This is a genomic window from Pseudoalteromonas sp. 2CM36K, assembly GCF_023161865.1.
GTDB classification, from domain to species: domain Bacteria; phylum Pseudomonadota; class Gammaproteobacteria; order Enterobacterales; family Alteromonadaceae; genus Pseudoalteromonas; species Pseudoalteromonas tetraodonis.
The window spans coordinates 89,283-113,726 of sequence record NZ_JALNTK010000003.1; the positions used below are offsets into that span (position 1 = coordinate 89,283).

Annotated in this window: 22 protein-coding genes; 5 read left to right on the forward strand and 17 right to left on the reverse strand. The window is 40.6% G+C overall.

All coding sequences use genetic code 11. From position 1 onward, the window contains the following. Positions 1-104 precede the first annotated feature (104 nt). On the reverse strand, positions 105-1,484 hold the full coding sequence (gene cysS / locus MTN97_RS02490; protein ID WP_248473601.1) for a cysteine--tRNA ligase: 1,380 nt from the start codon (positions 1,482-1,484) through the stop codon (positions 105-107). Positions 1,485-1,638: 154 nt separating this feature from the next. Between cysS and MTN97_RS02495 the strand changes: the two genes are divergently transcribed. Together MTN97_RS02495 and MTN97_RS02500 are read left to right on the forward strand one after the other, a co-directional pair. After that, positions 1,639-2,130: a peptidylprolyl isomerase gene (locus MTN97_RS02495; protein ID WP_008111051.1), complete on the forward strand. Its 492-nt coding sequence runs from the start codon at positions 1,639-1,641 to the stop codon at positions 2,128-2,130. Between the two features lie 67 nt (positions 2,131-2,197). After that, entirely contained in the window at positions 2,198-2,932 is a 735-nt protein-coding gene (locus tag MTN97_RS02500; protein WP_036981895.1) for a UDP-2,3-diacylglucosamine diphosphatase, read from the forward strand. A 198-nt stretch (positions 2,933-3,130) separates the two neighbouring features. Here MTN97_RS02500 and MTN97_RS18075 read toward each other — a convergent pair whose 3' ends face one another. From MTN97_RS18075 to miaE, 4 genes are all read right to left on the reverse strand, one after another. After that, positions 3,131-3,253: a hypothetical protein gene (locus tag MTN97_RS18075; RefSeq protein WP_340139791.1), complete on the reverse strand. Its 123-nt coding sequence runs from the start codon at positions 3,251-3,253 to the stop codon at positions 3,131-3,133. A gap of 154 nt (positions 3,254-3,407) precedes the next feature. Continuing rightward, the gene (locus MTN97_RS02505) at positions 3,408-3,782 is read right to left on the reverse strand and encodes a hypothetical protein (RefSeq protein ID WP_248473602.1); all 375 of its coding nucleotides are present in this window, start codon (positions 3,780-3,782) and stop codon (positions 3,408-3,410) included. 102 nt (positions 3,783-3,884) lie between these two features. Continuing rightward, positions 3,885-4,019: a hypothetical protein gene (locus MTN97_RS17850; protein ID WP_282447287.1), complete on the reverse strand. Its 135-nt coding sequence runs from the start codon at positions 4,017-4,019 to the stop codon at positions 3,885-3,887. A gap of 327 nt (positions 4,020-4,346) precedes the next feature. Beyond that, positions 4,347-5,117 (reverse strand): tRNA isopentenyl-2-thiomethyl-A-37 hydroxylase MiaE, encoded by a 771-nt coding sequence (miaE, locus tag MTN97_RS02510; RefSeq protein ID WP_069438646.1) that lies wholly within the window; start codon positions 5,115-5,117, stop codon positions 4,347-4,349. Between the two features lie 199 nt (positions 5,118-5,316). On the opposite strand from miaE, the gene MTN97_RS02515 reads away from it, so the two are divergent. Then, the gene (locus tag MTN97_RS02515; RefSeq protein WP_248473603.1) at positions 5,317-5,916 is read left to right on the forward strand and encodes a Yip1 family protein; all 600 of its coding nucleotides are present in this window, start codon (positions 5,317-5,319) and stop codon (positions 5,914-5,916) included. An 87-nt stretch (positions 5,917-6,003) separates the two neighbouring features. On the opposite strand, the gene purF is transcribed toward MTN97_RS02515, so the two are convergent. The 10 genes from purF to fabB form a co-directional block, all read right to left on the reverse strand. Beyond that, positions 6,004-7,530 (reverse strand): amidophosphoribosyltransferase, encoded by a 1,527-nt coding sequence (gene purF / locus MTN97_RS02520; protein WP_013465461.1) that lies wholly within the window; start codon positions 7,528-7,530, stop codon positions 6,004-6,006. Positions 7,531-7,548: 18 nt separating this feature from the next. Continuing rightward, positions 7,549-8,043 carry a CvpA family protein gene (locus MTN97_RS02525; protein WP_248473604.1) on the reverse strand — a complete coding sequence of 165 codons (495 nt, stop codon included), beginning with the start codon at positions 8,041-8,043 and terminating at the stop codon, positions 7,549-7,551. Between the two features lie 256 nt (positions 8,044-8,299). Next, the gene (locus MTN97_RS02530; protein ID WP_036981892.1) at positions 8,300-8,926 is read right to left on the reverse strand and encodes an SPOR domain-containing protein; all 627 of its coding nucleotides are present in this window, start codon (positions 8,924-8,926) and stop codon (positions 8,300-8,302) included. An 11-nt stretch (positions 8,927-8,937) separates the two neighbouring features. Then, the gene (folC, locus tag MTN97_RS02535) at positions 8,938-10,203 is read right to left on the reverse strand and encodes a bifunctional tetrahydrofolate synthase/dihydrofolate synthase (protein ID WP_248473605.1); all 1,266 of its coding nucleotides are present in this window, start codon (positions 10,201-10,203) and stop codon (positions 8,938-8,940) included. 25 nt (positions 10,204-10,228) lie between these two features. Next, positions 10,229-11,104, reverse strand: a complete 876-nt coding sequence (accD, locus tag MTN97_RS02540; protein WP_069438649.1) for an acetyl-CoA carboxylase, carboxyltransferase subunit beta — start codon at positions 11,102-11,104, stop codon at positions 10,229-10,231. 176 nt (positions 11,105-11,280) lie between these two features. Further along, entirely contained in the window at positions 11,281-12,075 is a 795-nt protein-coding gene (gene truA, locus MTN97_RS02545) for a tRNA pseudouridine(38-40) synthase TruA (protein ID WP_036981890.1), read from the reverse strand. A gap of 169 nt (positions 12,076-12,244) precedes the next feature. After that, positions 12,245-15,832, reverse strand: coding sequence for a FimV/HubP family polar landmark protein (locus tag MTN97_RS02550; RefSeq protein WP_248473606.1), 3,588 nt, complete (start codon positions 15,830-15,832; stop codon positions 12,245-12,247). Positions 15,833-16,183: 351 nt separating this feature from the next. Next, positions 16,184-17,200, reverse strand: a complete 1,017-nt coding sequence (locus MTN97_RS02555; protein ID WP_013465468.1) for an aspartate-semialdehyde dehydrogenase — start codon at positions 17,198-17,200, stop codon at positions 16,184-16,186. 45 nt (positions 17,201-17,245) lie between these two features. Beyond that, entirely contained in the window at positions 17,246-18,367 is a 1,122-nt protein-coding gene (locus MTN97_RS02560; protein WP_248473607.1) for a 4-phosphoerythronate dehydrogenase, read from the reverse strand. A gap of 108 nt (positions 18,368-18,475) precedes the next feature. Further along, on the reverse strand, positions 18,476-19,687 hold the full coding sequence (fabB, locus tag MTN97_RS02565) for a beta-ketoacyl-ACP synthase I (protein WP_248473608.1): 1,212 nt from the start codon (positions 19,685-19,687) through the stop codon (positions 18,476-18,478). A gap of 179 nt (positions 19,688-19,866) precedes the next feature. Here fabB and mnmC point away from each other — a divergent pair, with 179 nt between their 5' ends. Together mnmC and MTN97_RS02575 are read left to right on the forward strand one after the other, a co-directional pair. Next, positions 19,867-21,876, forward strand: coding sequence for a bifunctional tRNA (5-methylaminomethyl-2-thiouridine)(34)-methyltransferase MnmD/FAD-dependent 5-carboxymethylaminomethyl-2-thiouridine(34) oxidoreductase MnmC (mnmC, locus tag MTN97_RS02570; protein ID WP_248473609.1), 2,010 nt, complete (start codon positions 19,867-19,869; stop codon positions 21,874-21,876). 290 nt (positions 21,877-22,166) lie between these two features. Beyond that, positions 22,167-22,802: an NAD(P)-binding oxidoreductase gene (locus tag MTN97_RS02575; protein ID WP_069438653.1), complete on the forward strand. Its 636-nt coding sequence runs from the start codon at positions 22,167-22,169 to the stop codon at positions 22,800-22,802. On the opposite strand, the gene MTN97_RS02580 is transcribed toward MTN97_RS02575, so the two are convergent. Continuing rightward, positions 22,795-23,553 carry a sulfite exporter TauE/SafE family protein gene (locus tag MTN97_RS02580; protein WP_248473610.1) on the reverse strand — a complete coding sequence of 253 codons (759 nt, stop codon included), beginning with the start codon at positions 23,551-23,553 and terminating at the stop codon, positions 22,795-22,797. The two genes, MTN97_RS02575 and MTN97_RS02580, sit on opposite strands and share 8 nt — an antisense overlap. Before the next feature lie 447 nt (positions 23,554-24,000). Then, positions 24,001-24,384 (reverse strand): hypothetical protein, encoded by a 384-nt coding sequence (locus MTN97_RS02585; protein WP_248473611.1) that lies wholly within the window; start codon positions 24,382-24,384, stop codon positions 24,001-24,003. Between the last annotated feature and the right edge of the window lie 60 nt (positions 24,385-24,444).

Below are 24,444 nucleotides of genomic sequence, written 5' to 3' on the forward strand. Positions count from 1 at the left end.
TAATCAATTTAATGCAATTGATATAACCAAAAAAGGGTTACCCTATGGCAACCCTTTTTTTGTGATCCGCGCGTTATGGCTAAATCCGCAAAGGTTAATAACCTCTATGCTTTACGCCACGTTGTTTTTCCCGCTGAATCTTCAAGTATTACACCCAGTGCATTTAAAGCATCGCGAGCTTCATCTGCTGCAGCCCAATTTTTACTCGCACGTGCGTCATTACGTTTTACAATCAGTGCCTCAATTTCAGCCACTTCATCGTCGTTTTGACTGCCTTGTAAAAATGCCTCTGGTGCTTGTTGAGCAATACCAAGTATTTCACCTAAGCTACGTAGAATAAAGGCTAAATGTCCTGCTTTTTCGCTATCACTGTCTTTTACTCGATTTAGCTCTTTAGCAACTTCAAATACAACCGGTAATGCTTCTGGCGAATTAAAGTCATCATTCATAGCTTTTCTAAACTTAGCCACATACTCATTACCTTCAAGCTCACATTCAACTGGCTCAACACCACGTAATGCCGTGTAAATACGCTCAAGTGATGAACGTGCTTGGTCTAAGTTTTCTTGCGAGTAATTAAGCTGGCTGCGGTAATGGCCTGATATTAAAAAGTATCGAACCGACTCAGCGTCGTATTGTTTTAATACTTCACGGACAGTAAAAAAGTTATCTAACGATTTAGACATCTTCTCTTTGTTAACTTGTACCATACCGGTGTGGATCCAAGTATTAACGTATTGACCGTTATTTGCACAGCATGATTGCGCAATTTCGTTTTCGTGATGTGGGAACTGTAAATCTGAACCACCACCATGAATATCAAAATGCTCTCCTAAGTGCTTTGAACTCATCGCTGAACATTCTATGTGCCAACCAGGGCGACCCTCACCCCAAGGTGATGACCACGACGGCTCCCCTGCTTTGGCTTTTTTCCATAAAACAAAGTCAAGTGGGTCCTCTTTATCTTGTGCTACTTCAACACGCGAACCTGATTGCAACATGGTTAAATCTTGTTGCGAAAGCGCCCCGTACTGCTCAAAGGTAGAAACATCAAACAATACATCACCATCGGCTGCAACATAAGCGTGGCCTTTGGCAATCAAACGCTCAACCATAGCAATAATTTCATCCATGTGGCCGGTTACGGTTGGCTCTATATCAGGACGTAGCATATTTAAACTGTCAAAGTCTTCATGCATAGCTTTAGTCATACGCACGGTTAAGTCGTTAATCGCCTCACCGTTTTCATTTGCGCGCTTGATAATTTTATCATCAACATCGGTAATATTACGTACATACTTTAAATCGTAACCTAAGTGGCGAAGGTAGCGAACAATTACATCAAAACCCACAAATGTGCGTGCATGGCCAATGTGACAGTAATCATAAATGGTGATACCACACACATACATGTCGATTTTTCCATCGACCATAGGTTTAAACTCTTCTTTTTGGCGTGTCAGTGTGTTGTATATTTGTACCATTTAGTTGCTTTCCTTCACGATTAACAGAAAAGCTATGTTACCACTTGCTAAGCACGGGCTCTAGCGGTTTATAACAAACCTAACATCTACTTTGTTAATCTGGGTCAACTACGATAAAATAGCGCCAATATTTAAACTAGCTATAGGAAACCTCATGGTTGTTCTACACACAAACTTTGGTGATATCACCATTAAAATGCACGAAAGCGAAGCTCCAAATACAGTAAAAAACTTTTTAGAGTATGCAAACTCAGGTTTTTATAACGGCACTATTTTTCACCGTGTAATTGATGGTTTTATGGTTCAAGGCGGTGGTTTTGCATCTGGCATGGAGCAAAAAGAAGTAAACGACCCAATTGAAAATGAAGCTAACAACGGCCTATCTAACAAAGTAGGTACTTTAGCAATGGCGCGTACGCCTGATCCACACTCAGCTACAGCGCAATTTTTCATTAACGTGAATAACAACGACTTTTTAAACCACAGCAGTGAAACATCACAAGGCTGGGGTTACTGTGTGTTTGCTGAAGTAGTGGAAGGCATGGACGTAGTAAATAAAATCAAAGGTGTTGCTACAGGTAGTAATGGTTTTCACCAAGATGTACCACTTGAAGATGTGGTAATTGAAAGTGTAACTGTAAGCTAAAACCTCCTTATTCTTCACAGAATACATAAAGCGGGTATTCACCCGCTTTTATTTAACTGGAATCACCATGACTCGCCAAACCTACTTTATTGCCGATTTACATTTGAGTGAAAATCGCCCTGATATTACAGCGGCATTTTTTAAATTTTTACACTCCCATATTGTTCCTCAAAAAGTAGACGCCCTATATATTTTAGGTGATTTTTTTGAAGTTTGGGTTGGTGACGATTATGTTAGCGAACTCTCAGCAGCAGTGGCAGAACAACTAAAAGCGGTTAATAACTTAGGTATTCCTATCTATTTTGTACACGGTAATCGCGACTTTATCATGCGAGAACAGTACGCCGATATGGCAGGAATGACCTTACTGAATGAGCAAACAGTGATCGACCTTTACGGCACTCCTACTGTCATTTTGCACGGTGATGAAATGTGTACCCAGGATGTTGAGTACCAAAAGTTTCGTCGAAAGAGCCGTGGTTGGTGGTGGCCTAAACTTATGCTTGCTATGCCATTGTGGTATCGTAAAAAAATAGCCCGTGATGCACGTGAAAAAAGTAAGCTCAGCCAAGCTAATAAGCCAATAGAAATACTGGATGTGGTGCAAAGCGCAGTACTCGAAACCTTCGCCAAACATAACGTGGCTAATATGATCCACGGCCATACTCACCGCCCTGATGTACATACCTATGAAGTTAATAACCAAACGCTTACTCGCACAGTATTGGGCGATTGGTATACTCAAGGATCGTATTTAGTGGTGACCCCTAATTTTCAAGAGTTAGTTTCGACCCCCTTGTAGGGTTTTTAGCCTTTATTGACTAATCGTAATGAGACTTTGCTTTTAAGTCAGGTAAAGTAATAATAAATTGTGTTTTAAAATAGGTATCGCTTTGTGGTTCTGAATGAAGTTTGATGTCCCCTTTTAAAACCTTGGTTACCCATTGATAAACTATATAAACCTAAACCCGTGTTACCTCTAGCTGTAGTATAAAAGGGTTCAAATATATCTGCCATTATCTGACACGCTCAGCCTCACCCTATTATTAGTCGCTTGTTCGACTTTTATTTCTATTACCCCCTCCTGCTTTTCATCAAAAGCATGGTTTAGCGCATTAACCACTGAGTTTTCGACCTCCTAAGAAATAATACCTGGCAAGCTAATTATATGTTTATTAAGTAAAAAACAGTTTTCACTTTTATTGGCGAGTTTTTTAACCTGGAGTTTAATGACAATAATAGCTCTTCAATAATTTTTCAATATCACATGCTATAAATTAATCATTATGGCGATCAATCGCCATTTTTTTAAAACTTTTTACTAATACGGCGGTTTTATTTAAATTAATTTTAGCCAGCGCTAGGCTCTCTCCAATACTTGTTGTAATACTTTCTAACGTTGATTTAGTCTGCCCCTGTTTCATCGCTTCATTTAATTTATTCAATGACATATCTGCATTTGAAACAGAAATAACGGTTCCACCGATAGGCGTATTCATTTCATGAGCAACACCTGCCACGAGCAACCCTAATGAGGATAGTTTTTGCGCTTCAATTAACCCTTCTTGCAGTTGCTGCTGCTTAATTGTGGCATCAAGCTCACGGTTAACGATATCTAGTTCTATCTTTTCAATATGTAATTTATGTGACAAGGCTAATAGCTGATTTTGAAACTGCTAATTTCTTTAAGCACAGCGTAGGAAAGAGGCCATATCGTGCTTACCTTTAATACTTCTAGATGCTTCAAGCACCAGCTATAAACCTTGCTTAGCTGACCTAATTTGTGAAATATACTCCCATGTACGTATGTTACTATTAACAATTGATTGCAGCTTATCTGCTGTAATATCTGATTTATTCCAGTATTCATCGATATCGAGCATTTTCATGATATCGCTCTGTGGTGCAAAACCAGGTTGCCTCTTAACAGCACAATACGCATTTCTGCGTTACCGATGACCTCTCGAATAGTATTCACCAAACGCAGACCCGAGTCATCCTCCTCCATCACCACATCTATAAAAATAAGTGCAATATCAGGGTGCATGCTCAACGGTTAATATTTTCCAAGTTTTCAGATCTGTATCTGCTTGTTCTTCTTCAGCTGCAAATACAAATAATCCCTCTTTATCTTGCATACATTCTCACCCAATAATAAATAAGGTATGGCCCTTTTATTAAAATGAATTACAAAGCAATGTATGCACTCAAGTATACTAAGCACTTTTACTTAACGGTGTTCCACTGTGAAACTTAAAGTCTTCGTCATCAGATAAAATTAACTGTGCTTCTATTTCAGCAAATTCTTTTACCCGCTCGGTGATATCAAAATCAGCAATGTCTTGAGCAAGGGTTAAATAATCTTGGTAATGACGTGCCTCAGAGCGCAGCAATGAAATATAAAAATCCCCTAAGCGTTTATCTACATGCGGGGCAAGCTTGGCAAAACGTTCACACGAGCGAGCTTCTATGTAAGCACCTACAATAAGCTTATCAACTAAGGCATTAGGCTCAAACGTTTTAACATTGCGTAGCATGCCTTTGGCATAACGACATGGCGTTATACTTTTATATTCAACACCGTATTCATCCATAATTTCGAGGACTTGATAGAAATGATGCAGCTCTTCTTTTATCAGCATTACCATTTTATCAATTAAATCTTGGCCATAAGGCGAGTTAGATTTAGGGATAATGGATTTAGTGAGTTTATTTTTAGCCGCTAAATCACGCCAATTTCCCTCACGTTTATAAATAAGTGTTTCAAACGGTTTAAGCCATTCAAGCAGTGCATCACTGCTGTCTTTATCTACCGCATACTTACGAATTAAAAACATGGCACTTTGCGCCGCTTTTAATTCACATATTAAGTGATCAATTAATATGATGGGTAAGTTTTCTTTTTTGATTGCTTGTTCAACCCACTCATCGGGAGTACTGCATAATAAAAAATTGTTAATTGGCTCTAAAAGCTGACTATGTGGCACGCTGACTACTCATTGCTAAAAATTGCGATTATGGCATTTTAACATGAAATATTACGCTGAATAAAATAAACACACGCTCTTATTGCAAGCATGTGGATAACTTGACTTTGTATACTTACTGAACCATAACTAAATGGACTGTATAAAAACAAACCAATTATAACCAAACAGTAATATATCCTTTTATGGAGAGCACACAATGATACTAAATCACCTATGGGGCTTATACGCCCACCCACTCGAAGAATGGCAAACAATTGATAACCGTCACGAAAGCTTAACCTATAGCTTATCGCATATTTTGCTTATCGCTTTATTTCCCTCAGCAATGGGGTACTACTCATCGGTTTACTTAGGCTGGAGTATAGGTACAGGTAATCCAGTATTTTTAACCCATGAAAGCGCACTGATGATTGCCGCAGCCATGTATGTCGCTTTAATTGGCGGTGTATTTGCACTGGCCTATTTAGCCCATTGGATGGCGGTTACTTTTGGTGCTAAACCGACTTTTACCCAAACAATTGAGCTGGCAGCTTATACCGCTACACCGGTATTTATGTCAGCATTGGCTGCTTTTTGGCCTGAGCTGTGGTTTGTGGTGTGTGTTGGATTAGTGGCCCTGGCCTACTCAGTTTATTTACTGTACACCGGCGTGCCAATTTTGATGCACATTCCGCAGGAGCGCGGCTTTATTTATGCAAGCTCTGTTGTTACCTGTGGATTAATTTTACTGGTTATTATATTAGCACTTACCGCTATGCTATGGACCAACGGTATTATCAGCCCCATGTTTACTTAAATATTACTTTATCATAGACGCAAAAAAGGAGCTGTTAAGCTCCTTTTTTTATTAGCCTTAAAATACTATCAGGCTAACATTGCATTATTAATCAGATTCGTTTTCATCTTGATTATGTATTTCTAAACCAGATGACATTGCGTTTTCACGGATGCTTTTAGCTGAATCGTTGCGCAGCTTATCTATACGGTTTAAGTAATCTTGATCAATGTCGCCAGTAATGTATTGCCCGTCAAACACTGATGTTTCAAACTTAGTGATCTCTGGGTTTTCTTGGCTAACGGCAGCAATTAAATCGCTTAACGATTGAAAGATTAAACCATCAGAGCTAATGCTTTGGTTAATATCTTCTACTTCACGGCCGTGTGCAATAAGTTCTGCCGCAGATGGCATATCTATACCGTATACATTTGGAAAGCGTATTTCAGGTGCTGCTGATGCAAAGTAAACATTTTTAGCGCCTGACTCGCGTGCCATCTCTACAATTTGTGCTGAGGTGGTACCACGTACAATTGAGTCATCAACAAGTAGGACATTTTTACCTTTAAACTCACGGTCAATCGCATTGAGTTTTTGGCGAACTGATTTTTTACGTAGCTCTTGACCTGGCATAATGAACGTACGGCCAATATAGCGGTTTTTAACAAAGCCTTGACGATACGGTAAGTCAAGCACGCGTGCCATTTCTAATGCAATATCACACGAGGTTTCAGGAATAGGAATAACCACATCAATGTCTTTGTCTGCCCATTCACGCGCTACTTTTTCACCTAACTTAGTCCCCATATTTACACGCGCTGCATACACTGACATACGGTCAATGGTTGAATCCGGTCGCGCAAAATAAACAAATTCAAAAATACACGGTGAGTAAGACACCTTATCTGCACAGCTTAAAGAGTGAAACTCTCCATTTTCAGTGACATAAATAGCTTCGCCTGGGGCAACGTCACGAACAAATTCAAAACCGTCAGGCTTTAATGCTACGCTTTCTGAGGCAAACATGTATTCAGTGCCGTTTGCTGATTCACGTTTACCAAACACCAATGGACGAATACCGTTTGGATCGCGAAACGCCACAATACCATGACCGATAATCATGGCGATAGTGGCATAACCGCCACTTACTTTATTGTTGACTTCAGTAACCGCGGTGAAAATGTCTTCAGGGTCTAATTTTAGTTTGTCTGATTTACTTAGCTCATGCGCCATGATGTTAAGTAAAATTTCAGAATCAGAAGTCGTATTAACATGGCGACGTGCCTCTGAAAATAACTGCTCTTTTAACGACTCGGCATTGGTTAAGTTACCATTATGCGCAAGCGCTATACCAAATGGAGAGTTTACATAAAACGGCTGAGCCTCTGACGAGCTTGAAGAACCCGCCGTTGGGTAGCGCACATGGCCAATGCCAATGTTGCCTTGCAAACGTTTCATATGACGAGTGTGAAATACATCTTTCACTAGGCCATTTGCTTTGCGCAAGCTAAATGTATTGTTCTCAATAGTTATGATACCCGCAGCATCTTGGCCACGGTGTTGCAAAACGGTTAAGCCATCATAAATCGCCTGATTAACTGGCGATGTTCCGACTATTCCAACGATACCACACATGTAATTTATCCTCGCCGATTAACGGTTTACTGAATTTAAAAAGCTCGAGTTGTTTTCTAGGTACGAAAAGAACCATTCAACTACAAAGCCAAATTCTGGAATCAAAATGGAGTTGCCCCACCAATGCGTATTAGGCGCACCAGTAAAAGCATCAAGAAAGAAGAGTAACGCGCTCACGACCAACACGCCTCGAAGAGCACCAAACACCACACCAAAAACACGGTCTGTGCCGGATAATCCGGTTCGCTGTACAAGCTCACCTAAAATATAGTTTAGTAAACCGCCTAACAATAGCGTCGCAAAGAATAATATGGCAATGGCCGCCGCATTTCTTAAAAGGGGTTCAGAAATGGATGTTAGGAAGGAAGCTAAATATTGATAAAATAAGCTGGAGATGATGAAAGCCCCTGCCCATACCGCTAATGACATAACTTCTTTAACAAAGCCGCGTATTAAACCGATGATGGTAGAGAGTGCAATAATGCCAAGAATGGCGTAATCAACCCAGATCATAAGAACCAATTAGTCGCTAATTTTGGGCGCATTCTATACCTAAACCTCCTTGTGATGCAAGTTTAAGCGTGAGATTACAGGTGAGTAAACACACACCATTATTAGATTAAAAATAGCGCAGATTCACCGTTATAAAAACAACAAACATTTTGTTTATAGCGCATCTATTTTGCTATTTTTGTGTGGGCATTGATAAGTAAAGGTAGCGAGGTAAGTGTGTAATATCTTGCGATAAACACACTTCCTTTTATTGAATTTATTTGGTCACTTCAAATTGAGTAACTTTACCATTTAGTTTAGTTAGCTCTTTCAGCGCGGGAAGTTGAGACTGCAGCTCATTTTTATTTAATGACGGCCCTACAAATACTTTAGTTAAAGTACCATTTGGCGTTTTAATTGGCCTAGTAAAGCTTTTAAAACCTTTCGTTTTTAGCTTTGCCTGCAACGCTTTTACATTTGCCGCATGAGAAAAACTACCAAGCTGAATGACATACGCCATACTTGTTAAGTTTTCATTAGTATTACGCGTAGCGTTATTTTGCCCGGTAGTTACTGTGCCTTGCTTTGTATCGGCTATGACCGCTTCAACCATTGCTGGCTGTGCAGTAACGTCAGTTTCAGCAGAGCTGTTTTGTTGCTCAAATGCAGCATCATCAGGCTGAATATCTTCAATTTCATCCTCTTTTAATGGTTCTGTATTTGCCACTTGCTGATCAATTGATTCTTGTAAATCAATGGTTTTGAACTCAGAGCGTTCTGGAATCGCTTTAAAGCCTTCTTTATAGTGCGCTTTTTCACCATCGAGTATATTGGGAATAAACACAATTGCTGCGATCACCACAATACTTGTACCGACTAAGCGATTAATAAAACCTGAGTTCACCGACATCCTCTCTATTTTTTAAAGTAATGAATAGCGCCAGCCACGGTAAAAAATGAACCAAATACAATTAATAGTGTGTTACTTGGCTGGTTTGGCAAGATAGTATCCAATGCTGCCTCTACGCTATTATAACCCTGTTTAAAATAACTATTAGGAATACTTAAAAGTGCCTGATGTAGATTAGCAGCGCTATCGCCGCGTGGGCCCTCTAAGCTCGCAAACGACCATTCATCTACTACATCACTAACTTCTTTAAGCACACCGACCTTATCTTTATCAGCAAGCATAGCGGCTAATGCATGAATTTTAAAGCCTTTATCTTTATAGCTTGCTAATTTAGTCGCTAAATAGCGAGCTGATTCAGGGTTATGTGCCACATCGGTATACACTAATGGTTCTGCACTTAGTTGTTGAAAACGTCCCTCAACGACTAAGTTCACTAAACACTGAGTAATCACCTCATCGCTCGGTAATAAGTTTAATACCGATAATGCGGTTAGTGCCGTGGCTACATTTTGACATGGAATTGCTGGTTTAGGTAACTCAAGATTATGCTCTTTAAATTGCCAACTAAAACTCTGCGCGTGCTCTTTAAAAATAAAGTCGCTGCCAGATAACACCATATTAGCGTTAATTTCTTTACCATAATCGGTCATTGTATGCGGAATATTTAAGTCCCCAATAATTGCAGGAGTACTCTCTCGAAAAATACCCGCTTTGTCATAAGCAACTAATTCACGCGTGTCACCTAAGTATTCTTTATGATCTAAGTCAATCGTGGTAATGATGCTGGCATAGGGGGTAACAATATTGGTCGCGTCAAAACGCCCGCCTAAACCTACCTCTAACAGCACGTAATCAACCTCTAAACGCTTGAATATTGCTAACGCGCCTAAGGTGCCATATTCAAAATAAGTCAGTGGGGTGTCACCACGACCTTGTTCTAATAAATTAAACGCATCGACATGGTATTGATCATCAAGCTCTGCGCCATTAACGCGCACTCGCTCGTTGTATCGAATTAAATGCGGAGAGGCATACGTACCTACGCTGTAACCTTGCGCAAGTAATAACGATTCTAAACAGCGCGCAGTTGTGCCTTTGCCGTTTGTGCCGCCAATAAGAATAATTTTGCTGGAAGTGTTTAATAAGCCAATGTTGTTTGCAACAGTAGCGACGCGTTCAAGTCCCATCTCTATATTTGCAGGGTGAACACTTTCTAAATAACAAAGCCAATCATCAAGGCTTGATGATTGGCTAGGAATTGTTTTTGTCATAGCATGTAATCAGTAAAGCTGAAATTTACGCTACTCTATGCTCTTGTTCCGTAGAAGGCAAGTTCATAAATTTAGCAAGTACGCGTGCTAGCGTATCGCGCATTTCTCGACGATCTATAATCATGTCGATTGCGCCATGTTCTAACAAGAATTCACTGCGTTGGAAACCCTCTGGTAGCGTTTCGCGAACAGTTTGTTCAATAACACGCGGACCGGCAAAACCAATCAAAGCTTTAGGCTCTGCAACGTTAATATCACCAAGCATTGCCAATGATGCTGATACACCACCCATTGTTGGATCTGTCATTACAGAAATAAACGGTAGGCCTTTTTCAGTCATTTTAGCCAGTGCCGCACTGGTTTTAGCCATTTGCATAAGTGACATAAGGGCTTCTTGCATACGTGCACCGCCCGATGCAGAAAAACAAATCAGCGGCATATTATGCTCTAAACATTGGTCAACCGCGTCAACAAAACGGGCACCCACTACCGATGCCATTGAGCCACCCATAAATGAAAATTCAAATGCAACAGCAGCAACCGGAATACCTTTTAGGTTCCCTTTCATTGCGACAAGCGCGTCTTTTTCACCGCTTGACTTTTGAGCTGCATTGATACGATCTGAGTATTTTTTTGAGTCTCTAAATTTAAGCACATCTTTAGGCTCGTGTTGGGCACCTAACTCGTGACGATCGCCTTCATCTAAAAACTGTTCAAGACGTTTACGACCACTAACACGCATATGATGATCGCATTTAGGGCATACGTTCAGTGATTTTTCTAATTCTGCTTTATATAAAATTGAATCACATGACGTACACTTAGCCCATACACCTTCTGGAATTTCTTTACGACCTGAAGACTTAGTCGTTTTTGGTAAGATTTTTTCTAGCCAACTCATTTGCAACTCTCTTAATGCTGTTCTGTGTCGCGGGTCTACATGTTAACCATGCAAACAAATTTTTCCAATTAAAACATGAATTACGCTGTCACGGTATAAAAAACTGGTCTTAGTAGTTAGCAATACGAATAACAGCGTATAAATTTAGCCTCAAAATATACGCATCTCGTTACTTATCAAATATCACTATCGGCTAAAAACAATGGTCCTAGCGGCGTTCTAGGGATATTAAAATGTTCTGGATAATCAACATCCACTAAATATAAACCTGCTGCTTTTGCTGTAGCACTCGCTTTAGCTCGCTCTTTAACATCTAGCAGCTCTTTTAACCAAATTGGTTCATGTTTATGTAAGCCAATATCCATTAAACAACCCGTAATATTACGTACCATATGGTGTAAAAACGCATTAGCTTTAATATCAATAATGACATAAGCACCTTGGCGCTGTACCGATAAATGATGAATCGTTCGCGTTGCCGTATTAGCTTGGCAGTGCAGCGCTCTAAACGAGGTAAAGTCATGCTCACCTAGTAAATATTGACACGCCTGCTGCATTTTCATTTCATCTAATGGGTGATGAAAATGTGTAACACCTTCATTTAATACCGCACCACGAAACGCATAATTGTAAATAACATAACGATAACGACGAGCAGTTGCACTAAAGCGGGCATGAAAGTCTTCCGCCACAGGTTGTGCAAAACGAATAGCAATATCTTTGGGTAATAAGGTGTTCATGCCTAATGTAAAGGCCACCATTTCACGCTCAGCATGTGTATCAAAATGCACTACTTGTCCAGTGCCATGTACACCGGCATCGGTACGCCCTGCACATACAATTTCAACTGGATGATTACAAATGCGCGACAACGCTTTTTCTACTTCTTGTTGTACACTATTTACGTGTGATTGACGCTGCCAACCACTGTAACGTGCGCCATTGTATTCTACTCCAAGTGCTACTCGCATAATTACTGCTTTACCTACTGTGCTAATCGACGCTGCATTTTATGCTATATGGCGTTCTAATAAAAGCAGCGAACTAAGGTTCCTAACTATGCGATACAAAAAACCCGTTATTAGTGTTAGCCAATAACGGGTTTTACAGCTCAGATATCCTTTTCAGGATTAGCTATTGTTAGTTTTTCAGCTTAGCTTTTAGATTTTGTGCTTCTTCTTGCACATCGTCTGGGCCATTATTAATAATCTCATCTAAGATTTTAACTGCCGAGTCAGCATCATCTATCTCTATATATGCGTGAGCAAGATCAAGCTTTGCCGAGTAACCACCACTTTGAGTATCGACATCCATAGGGTTATCACCAGCAAGTAATGAATCGTAGTCACCTAAACCAACATCCATATCGACGTCGGTGTAGGGCTCGTGATCTATATCCGCATCATCACTTTGCTCAAGTAATGCATCTATATCAACAAAGTCATCTTGATCTAATGGCTCAGTAACCTCAGGTTGCTCAATGAGCTCTTGCAACGATGGTGCTTTATCATCAGCTAAATCTTCATTAAGTAAGCTATTAAAATCAACATTGAATTCACTGCTGTCGCTTAAATCAACATCATCAGGTTCAGCCAACTCATTCAGTAATGAATCAAAATCTGTTTGTGTTAAATCAGCCATGAACTCATCATCTGAAATCATTTCTGATTCTGTCGGTACTGACGCTTGCGTTAAATCAGCTTCACGATCAGCATTTGTTTGCTGATCGGTAAATTCAGCTGACTCTGTTAACGCATCAAATTGATCATCGTCAAAATCATCATTAGAGCTAACAACTTGCTCATCTGCAGCTTGTTCAGTCAGATCTGCAGACTCTGAAATATCATTACCTAAAGCTTGCTCTATATCTAACTCTGAAAACTCATTGTTAAGTAACAGCTCATCATCAAACTCATCTTCTAAACTATCGAGGTCGTTACCTGCTGATAGAGCATTAGCAAGATCTTGCTCTGCTTGGCTGGGTGACATGCCTGTGGCATCACCATCTAAATTATCACCTTGTAGCTCTTCTGGGGTTAGTGATTGTTGCTCCTCATCAGATAAAGGCAGTTCATCATCCAGCTCTAACTCAGGATACTCCCCAAGTTCTTCACTTGGGGTGATTATTTCAGGCTCATATAGCTCATCGTCTTCTGACGATAAATCGTTGCTTTGGATATCGCCAGCAAGCGGATCATCGCCTAAATCAATTTCCTCTTCATCAAGATCATCGTCTAAGTCATCCATTGACCAATCAGGTACTTGTTCATCCTCATCGCCTGTTACCTCAAGCTCACTTAAAAGATCATCAACACTTTTGAAGTTTTCATCATCGTATTCGTCAGGCGCATCTTCTGGGTCGAGTAAGGTTGAAGACGTATCGGTTAAATCATCTTCTGATCCAACATCAGGCGCTGCTTGAAGCCCTGGTTCGGCTTCAAACCCTGGCTCTGTTTCTGATTCAGATTGCTCATCTAAGCCATCAACTGACCAATCAGGTGCCTCGACATAATCATCACTTGTTTGTTCTAACTCGCTCAGTAGCTCATCAGCGCTATCGAGATTTTCATCGTTGTGCTCATCAAGCGCGTCTTCTAGATCGAGTAAATTAGATGACGTATCAGTAAAATCATCTTCTGATTCAACATCAAGTTCAGGCTCTGCTGCAATTTCTTGCTCTGCTTCAGTTTCTGGCTCAGGCTCAGGCTCAGGCTCAGGCTCAGGCTCAGGCTCAGGCTCAGGCTCAGCAAAAGATGAAGCGATAGATTCTACATCTTCACTATTTAACTCTTCTTGCGCGTCAGTTAAATCTTCAATTGAGTCCGCTAATGCATGATCTATTTCAGAATCATGAACATCACTTTCAGGTTGCTCTGTATCTAGTACATCGCCAATATCTACTTCGTCTTCATCAATTAAGCTGTCAATATCTGGCTCTTCAGTTTGAGCATCATTAGACGGTTGTTCAGTGTCGAGCAAACCATCAATATCAACTTCATCGTCTTCATCAACTAAGCTGTCGATATTTGGCTCTTCAGTTTGAGCTTCAGTAGCCGATTGCTCTGCATCGAGTAAATCGTCAATATTAAATGCGTCATCTTCATCAACTAAGCTATCGATATCAGGCTCTTCAGTTTGAGCTTCAGTAGTTGGTTGTTCAGCATCGAGCAATTCATCAATATCAACTTCATCGTCTTCATCAACTAAGCTGTCGATATCAGGCTCTTCACTTTGAGCTTCAGTAGCCGATTGCTCTGCATCGAGTAAATCGTCAATATCAAATTCGTCATCTTCATCAACTAAGCTGTCAATATCCGCGTCTTTACTCTCTACATTAGCGGGTTGCTCTGCATCGAGTAAATCATCAATGTCGAAGTCTTCGCCCTCTTCGGCGAGCTCTTCACTGAGTGCAGCCATATCATCATTCGATTCACCTTTAGGTTCATCTGGTAATGAATCGTCATCTTCTTCATCAAGCAGGCTATCTAAATCATCCGCACTTAAAATATCATCCGATTCGTCAAGATTAATTGCATCGCCCGTGTCATCTTCATCAGGGCTATCAAAATCTTGTTGCATGAAAACATCAAGTTCATCGCTCTCAGTATTTTCATCTTCAAAAACAACATCATCATTAAGTAAGCTTTCTAACTCATCTTGATCTAATAAACTGTCATCATCGAGATCATCATTAAACTCCACTTCATCAAGTAATACGTCATCCATGTTCTCATCTAACTGCACACTTAAATCATCAAGTGGATCGGGAGCAGGCGCTTCGTCAAGCGTGGGTTCTGGCATTTCATCTAGAGGGTCAGTATAAGCAGGCGCTTGTGATATAAATTCATCATTGTTACTCTCAGGCTCTTGGTTATTACCACGCTTACGCAGCCACATAACTACAGCAAAAATAATCAACAACGCTGGAATGGTCATTAATAAAATGAGTACCAAAGGATTCGAGAGTAATGCAGCAAAGCTAAATTCATTCTCTTGCTCTGCATCTTTTAATTTTTGCTGCGCAATAATCTCGTTTTGCTTAACGATTAATTCTTTTAACTGTTGTTGAATTTCACTATCTTGGCTTAGTTGTAAACGAACTTTTTCTAACTCGTTTGAAATACCTGTCAGCTGTTTTTTAAGATTGTTGTTTTCAACTAAAATCTCCTCTACGTTACTAACCGAACTTTTAAACTGCTGCTGAAGCTCAACTAATTTATTACCTTGATCTGATTTAATCGCTTTTAATTCTTGTTGTAATTCTTTTTTGGCTTCATCAACGTCTGCTTTGCGGGCTTGGGTTACTTGTGTTTGTGCTGAATTGATCTCTGCTTGAGTGAGTGTCCCATTTTTCTTTTTTTCCCACAGTTCATCGTCTTGCTCAGAACGTTGCTTAGCTAATTGCGGGTTTACTCGTCTAATTTCTGCCAAAGTAGGTATTTTTAAATACGAACCACTTTGCATGTGATTTAAGTTTTGTTCTAAAAATGAGTTGGGGTTTTTGTTATACAAGGCCTGCATTACTTGATAAATGCTGACTGAGTTATCTGGGCGAACTTTAACGGCAATACGCCAAAGTGTATCGGTTGGTTTTATTGGCCCAATAGAGCGACTCTGCGCGCCATAATCTGCGCCTTTAGGCCCTCTTAATTGGGTACTGTCTTGAGAGTAAACAGTCGTTACCATCAGTGCAGACGCTAATATAATAAGTGAAACGAAACCGCGCATGCTGATCCTTTAATGTTTAAATGTTAACGCAGCGCTTTAAAATTGGCGCTTAAACATTGATTATTCTTGCCGTTGTTAGCCACGTGGCCAACGCACATTTTTATTACAATCTATTTTTATTGCAAGCTCTATTCCAGTTACAAACTATAAACCAGTTAAGCCATAATATCCATCGCAACGCATTGAAAATAAATACCTTAAACATCATGATAAAAATGTTTTTATGTTGTTTATCAAGATGTTTACACTCTCTTAGTTAATAAGTGGCAAAAAAATGGCGGTTATAGCATAAAAAAACGGCAAACCACCGTGGTTTGCCGTTTATTGAAATCATCACTATTTTCAGGCTAATTACATATAATTAGCAATCAGTTCTTCTGCTATTTGTACACTATTGGTTGCAGCCCCTTTACGGGTATTATCACTTACTACCCACATATTTAATCCATGTGGGTGTGAAATATCAGCACGTAAACGGCCGATATAAACAGTATCATTACCACTGGCATCTGATACAGCCGTTGGGTAGTCGCCAGCATCATCAATTAGCTCAACACCTGGCGCATCACTCAAGAGTTGCTTTACATGCTCAAAATCATAAGGCATACGCGTTTCAATATTAATTGACTCAGAATGACCAAAAAATACAGGGACGCGAACACAAGTCGGGTTTACCGCAATGGTTGTATCGCCTAAAATTTTATGCGTTTCGTTTACCATTTTCATTTCTTCGCGCGTATAGCCGTTATCTTCAAAGCTATCGATTTGCGGTATCACATTAAACGCAATTTGCTTAGGAAATATTTCGTTTTCCATTGGGCGTGCATTCATTAAATTTGCAGTTTGTTTAGCCAGTTCATCAACTGCCTCTTTACCCGCTCCCGACACCGCTTGGTAAGTTGAAACGTTAATACGATCAATGCCGTATGCATCATAAATAGGCTTAAGCGCAAGCATCATTTGAATGGTTGAACAATTAGGGTTGGCAATAATATTGCGATTTCTAAAATCGGCTAAGCTCGATGCATTTACTTCTGGCACAATAAGCGGCACTTCAAAGTCATTTCTAAAGTGCGATGTGTTATCAATAACGATACAGCCAGCGTCTGCGGCAATAGGGGCATATTTTTCAGATACACTGCCACCAGCAGAAAATAAACCGATATGCGCTTGGCTAAAGTCAAAGCCTTCAACATCACGTACTTCTATGGTCTCACCACGAAACTTTATATCTTCGCCAGCACTGCGGCTGCTTGCTAATAAAAACAGCTGATCGACCGGAAATTTACGATCTTCCAAAGTTTCAATGATTTGACGACCTACAAGGCCTGTAGCGCCGAGTACGGCAACGTTATATTTTTGCGACATATTTCATCCTCTGTAAGCACGATTAAAACAACCGTGCTAATTAAATTAGTTTGCTGTAGTAAAACCAAGCTGCGCAAGTGCAGCAAGCTCGGTGCTATCACCTTCAACCACCACGGTGCTAAATTCACGTCGGGTTGGATAATTTTTTCGTAAACTGTCAAAGCCTTCATCGGTCAAGTGACGCAGTAAAATGCCATCATCACGGCGTACGTCATAAACTAAATGCACTAAACGAGCTATATCTGTTTCGCTAAAACTATTTCCTAGAGCGACTTTTTTAATTGCAGGAGGCGGTAAAAAATCATCAAGCGATTTTATTGCGTTAACCCCTTTTAGCTCACACAAGCTTTGATACAACATTTGTGTACCCCGAGCTTTACCCTCAAGAGTATGTCCGGCAATGTGCACACTGGCATAGCGAACATGCTCAAGTAACTCGGTTAAAATGTTAGGTTCGTTTTCCCACACATCCAACACTAAATCGAGCTCAGCGCCGGCTTCCATCACCTCAAGTAATGCTTGATTATCAACCACATCACCTCGGCTGGCATTAATTAAAGTAAGCCCAGGTTTAAGCGTAGTTAAGCGCTTTTTATCAAGCATGTGCAGTGTTTTATGCGTACCTGTTTTTACTAACGGCACATGAAACGTGACTATATCTGACCGCGCTAATAGCTCATCAAGCTCAACGTGCTCGGTTAATAGCCCTTGCTCATGCTTTTTTGGGTCGCACAATAGTAAATTAACGTTAAGTGCTTTTAGCTTGTGCGCGAGGCAACTACCAATATTACCCACACCCACAATACCAATTGTTTTCCCGCTTAATGGGCTGGCGTTTTCTTGACTTAATGCAAATAAGCTACTTATCACATACTCAGCAACCGCAATCGCATTGCAGCCAGGTGCACTGGTAAAATCAATATTTTTTGCGTTGAGCAAATCGGTATCAATATGATCCACACCAATAGTGGCTGTACCTACAAAGCTTAGCTTATTAGCCTGTGCTAATAATTCACTATTGACCTGGGTGACTGAACGAGTCAGTAATACATCAACATCAATGAGTTGTTCTGGAGTTAATTGCCTGCCATCAAATCGCTCAACCTCACCCATATCTTTAAAGAATTGCTCAACTAAAGGCATATTTTGATCGGCAAGAATTTTCATTGTGAATCCGTTTGGCAAAATGAGACCCTATTGTAACGAACAACCGCCTATTTGCACAAACGAAAAAGCCGAGCATTTTGCTCGGCTTTAAAATAGTTAAAGGTTTATTTAGCCTTTGTATTTGCTCATTACTAATGTGGCATTGGTGCCGCCAAAACCAAAACTGTTAGACATAACCGTATTTAGTTCAACGTCTTTGGCTTCAGTTACAATGTTCAAGCCCACTGCTTGCTCATCAAGCTCATCAACATTGATAGATGGCGCAACAAAACCATGCTCAAGCATTAGCAATGAAAAAATGGCTTCATGTACACCTGCCGCACCCAGTGCATGGCCTGTCATTGCTTTAGTTGCGCTGATCATTGGCGAGTTACCACCAAATACTTCTTGAATAGCGCCCAGCTCTTTCACATCGCCTACGGGTGTTGACGTACCATGGGTATTCAAGTAATCAATGCTATCAACGTTTTGCATTGCTTGGCGCATACAACGTACTGCGCCCTCACCCGATGGTGCAACCATATCGTAACCATCTGAGGTTGCGCCGTAACCGGTAATTTCAGCATAAATGTGCGCGCCACGTGCAAGTGCGTGTTCTAGCTCTTCAACAACCACAATACCGCCACCGGCTGAAATCACAAAACCATCGCGGTTAGCATCGTATGTACGTGATGCTTTTTCAGGTGTGTCGTTATATTTAGTCGAAAGCGCGCCCATAGCGTCAAATTCCATCGCTAGCGTCCAGTGAAGTTCTTCACCACCACCTGCAAAAATAACGTCTTGCTTGCCTAGTTGAATTTGCTCAACGGCATGGCCAATACAATGCGCAGAGGTTGCACACGCCGAGCTAATTGAGTAGTTAACGCCTTTAATTTTAAATGGCGTTGCTAAACAAGCCGAGGTGGTGCTCGCCATAGTACGTGGCACCATGTAAGGGCCAACGCGCTTAACGCCTTTTTCGCGAAGGATATCGGCCGCTTCTACTTGCCATTTTGATGAACCGCCGCCAGAACCCACTAATAAACCAGTGCGCTCGTTTGATACTTGTTCGTCGCTAAGGCCCGCATCTTCAATCGCTTGTGCCATTGAGATATAAGAATAAGCCGCTGCATCACCCATAAAGCGCATTGCTTTGCGGTCAACATGCTCTTTAACATCAATATCAATTTTACCTGATACATTGCTGCGCAATTTGTAATCAGCAAATTCTTGGTTAAAAGCAATACCGCTTTTACCCGCTCTTAGTGACTCTAATACTTCTTCTTTATTATTGCCGATGCTTGATACAACACCGATGCCTGTTATTACGGCTCTTCTCATGGGTAATTCCCTTAGCTTAATACTTAATTGTGTTCTATTTTACGCGAATTTAATCACCTAAGTGGTCAGCTTTCTAGCGTACACTTGTACTCTGAACCCAAAGCTTATAAATAACGCCAGACTATTTCAAAGAAAACACGTAAAATAATTAAAAAATTATCTATAAAATTGAATTGGTCATGATAAAAAACGCCCACATACACTTTAACGACTTAGGCACACCGGTTGCTAATGACTTTGATGATGTTTATTTTTCTAATGACGACGGCCTCGCTGAGTCTCATTATGTGTTTTATCAACAAAACAATATAGAGTCACGGTTACAAAATCATGACCGTGAGCACTTTGTTATAGCCGAAACCGGTTTTGGTACAGGGCTTAATTTTTTGAATGCATGGCTGCAGTTTTCTGACCACCTGCAATGCCCACAAGTTCAAAGTCAACAGCCTAATAACGTGCAACGACTGCATTTTATTTCTTTTGAAAAATATCCACTTAGCGTAAATGATTTAAAACAAGCCTTACAAGCTTGGCCTAGTTTAAGTCATTTAAGCGCCCAACTCATCTCCCACTACCCGATTAATTTAAATGGCTGCCACCGCCTTGAATTTGCCAATGGCCTTGTGGTGCTCGACCTCTACTTTGGTGATGTACTCGAGTGTATTAATAGCATGAGCTACCCACAAAGTGGGCTGGTTGATGCCTGGTTTTTAGATGGCTTTGCGCCAAGTAAAAATCCTGATATGTGGCAGCAAAGTGTATTTAATGCCATGGTCGATATTTCCAGAAGCAACGCCACATTAGCCACATTTACCGCTGCGGGCTTTGTTCGTCGTGGCTTAATTGAAGCAGGCTTTAGCATGCAAAAAGCTAAAGGCTTTGGCCGAAAACGTGAGATGCTAGTTGGTACACTCGCTCAGGCTAATCTAAAACAATCAGCCCCCGCCTATTTTGAACATCACCACACTCCCCTTACTAATGTGGCTGTTATTGGCGGTGGTATAGCGAGCAGTTGTATTCTTTATAGCCTCGCCAAACGCGGTATACCAAGCCACTTATTTTGCCAAGATAAACAACCGGCTATGGGTGCATCACATAATATACAAGGGGCGGTATATCCACATTTACAAGCAAAAAATTCGCCACACAGTGAACTATTTGCCCATAGTTTTTTATACGCAAAGCGGCTTTACAATCAATTACTCAACAATGGCTTTTTGTTTGATCACCAGTGGTGTGGTGTGCTGCAACATGCAGTAAAACAGCCATTGGCAGAGCGTCATCAAAATCTCGCTGATAAACAGCTGTGGCCAGAGCAGCTTATGCGAAATGTGACTGCTGATGAGGGTGATGCTATCGCTGGGGTTAAAACAGGTTACTCAGGGGTGTTTTTTGAACAAGGCGGCTGGGTTAATCCCCCCCAGTTAGTCTGTGCTATGTTAGATGCCGCACAGCAATTAAATGAGTTTGAGAGCCTATTTAATTGCCACATTGAGCAACTTAACAAACAACCCGATGGCTGGTACTTAACCACGCAAAAACAAACATTTGGCCCCTTTAGCGATGTGATTATTTGCGCCGGTGAACACAGCGATGCATTTGCGCAAACTAAAACGCTCCCTATTGTTGGCGTACGCGGACAGGTGTCACATGTTCAAGCAAGCACGCAATCACGTAAGCTAAAAACCGTGTTGTGTCACAAGGGGTATTTCCCCCCCGCTTACTTAGATCACCATTGTATGGGTGCCACCTTTGAAAAAAACAGTAAAAGCCGTGAAGTGACCGAGCAAGATAATCAAACTAACCGCGAGCAATTACTGAGTTTTTATAACAACACTGAATTTGCCACCAGCTTAGGCAAAATTAGCTCAGCTAAAGCCGCTGTTCGCTGTAGTTTTATTGACCATTTACCTATGGCCGGTGAATGGGTGGAGCAAACTGACTATACACATGCATTTGCTAATTTACGTTTGGGTAAGCGCTATCAATACCAAGCATTAAAAAAACCACAACAGGGCCTGCATATTTTTACCGGCTTTGGCGCGCGAGCATTATGCAGTGCACCGCTATCTGCCGAGCACTTAATTAGTAGTTTAAACAATGAACCTCGCCCACTAAGCGAACGCGTAAGCCAAGCTATTCACCCAGGCCGCTTTATTGTTCGTGACCTTATTCGCAATAAAATTTAAAGGTAATAATACCTACAAAGCTATTTACTGTAATTACCAAGAACGCAGTGTACGTATTGGCTTATACCACCGTAGCTTTGTAACCGAAGTAAGTATAATGATCGAATAAAAAGTTCTAAAAAACGCCTTAAAAAATAGCTAATTTTAATACTCAGTTAAGTAATAACCTTTCACTAATATGTTTTTTTAAATAAGCTCGTTTAAATCCCATTTACTCTTTAAAAATAATTTCCTACCCCAAGGTCTGTTTGTACGAACAATCTTTACACTATATTGAGAAGGAATTAATTATGAGTAAGACTTTAATTATTGGCGCAAGTGGTCAAATTGGTAAAATGGCTACCAAACTACTTTTAGAAAATGAGCAAAATGTTGTTGCACTTGTAAGAGACAAAAGCAAACTGCGTGATTTAGATAGCCCATTTTTAAGTATTGTTGAACAGGATTTAGAAGGTGACTTTTCAAATGCCGTTAATGGCTGCGACCAAGTTATCTTTGCAGCAGGTTCAGGTGGAAGTACAGGCACAGATAAAACCGTACTTATTGATTTGTGGGCAGCGACAAAAGCAGCAACTTATTCTAAAGAGCACGGTGTGAAACACTTTATTATGGTCAGCTCTATTGGTGCAGACGATCCTGATGCGATAGATAGTGACTTAAAGCCTTATCTTGTAGCAAAACATATGGCTGATGAGCATTTAATTCACAGTGGACTCAATTACACAATTGTCCGCCCAGGAACATTAACTAACGAAAGTGCCTCTTTGGAAGTAACAACAGAGCGCCCTAGCGATCAGTCAAAGGCTAAAATTAGCCGCGAAAATGTAGCCAACGCATTGCTTCACGTTGCTACAAACTCATTTAATAGCAATCGTATTTTTGAGTTATTTGATGGCGATAAACCAATAAAAGCCGCTACTAAGTAAGCATTACACTCACCCCTTGCCATGCAAGCTGCATGGCAAGCAGAGTTAAAATCACTTTAAAAAAAACCCTAAAACGCGCCACCGAGAGCCGCTTAAGTAAACGAATGCCTAACCAGGTGCCAATGGCTCCGCTTAAAATCATCGCCAGTGTTAACGGCAACCATTGCCAAAAGCTAAAACCTAGCCCCGCATAAACAACGGCTTTTAAGCTATGCTGCAAGGTCATAATACTTGAAAAAGTCGCGGTGAATTTAAGCTTATCGTAATGATTAATGTGTAAATAACTTGCCACCAGAGGCCCACTTGCTCCCACAAAAGTAGAAATAAATGCCGTAATTACACCCGCTATTAAACGCCCTAATCGTGAGTCTTTATTAAATTCAGGGATTGTTCCCCACAGTAAATAAATCACAAATAAAGCCACAAACAGCTTCATACTATCAAGGTTAATATCGCTCACTACTTGGCTTGATAACCCGGCACCAATTAACCCACCCAGAGTAAAATATAACAACATCGGCTTATCAAGATGAGCAATACTTAACAATAATCGATTGGCATTAGAGCCTAACTGCACTAAACCATGAACAGGCACCACCACCGCCATCGGCATAACCGACGCCATGACCACCAACAGCATTAACCCGCCGCCCGCACCAAAAGCCGCCGATACAAACGAAGTAAACCCCGCCAGTAAAATGAGTAAAAGCGAAATTAAAGGGGAAATGTGTTCAGCTGTAAAAATATCCATATCAAAGCTCGCAGTTAATCATTGGCTCATAATACAAAAAATAGGTAAGTAAGCGACTAGTCTTTTAGTGGTATGGGGTTCGGGGTTCGGGGTTCGGGGTTCGGGGTTCGGGGTTCGGGGTTCGGGGTTCGGGGTTCGGGGTTCGGGGTTCGCAAGATAAACCAAAGCACAATAAATTCAATCATTTTAGCCATAAAAAAACCCGCGACTTGATTGCTCAAGTTGCGGGTTTTTTAGGGTTTTTAAACAAACGAATTTAAAAACCGTTAATGGTGGGCTGGGGTCATCTTAACCATGATTGTAAATAATTGAATTATAAACACAAATCAAACAAACAGAAAGCAAGGTACCACCTTCAGTACTACTTAAGTTAAAACTCATGCCATTTTTACTCCTAACACTTAGGATTTAAAAATTTGTGGCTAAAATATTAATTTTATATTTTTATCAATTTTTGAGCTTATCTAAAAGAGCATTAACTGCATTTTTACGCCAACAGCTCAAATACTCACTTATAAAATGCTCAAGCTCATCGTCGGTATAAAGCCTAGAGCAACGGTCTGATATCGCTAGCTGGTTTTTTATTTCGTGCATATTAAAATCGTAAAAGATTACTTCTGCCCATTCATAATCACCAAGATCACATTCTAGCTCTTGCTGTACATCATCAGCAGAGCAATGCCCTCTATAATCCGCTACCTGCTCATCCTCAAAATATGTGTCGCACATAGTCTCTATCAAACTATATGCACTACTGTCATCATTAAATGTGACTGTACCTTCAATAATTAGCTTTACTAAATCACGTAATGAGTTGAACTTAACTTCCATATTGCTTACCTGTGAACGTGCCTTTTTATCAAATTAAAAAGGTAAGCTATTACGGCTTAC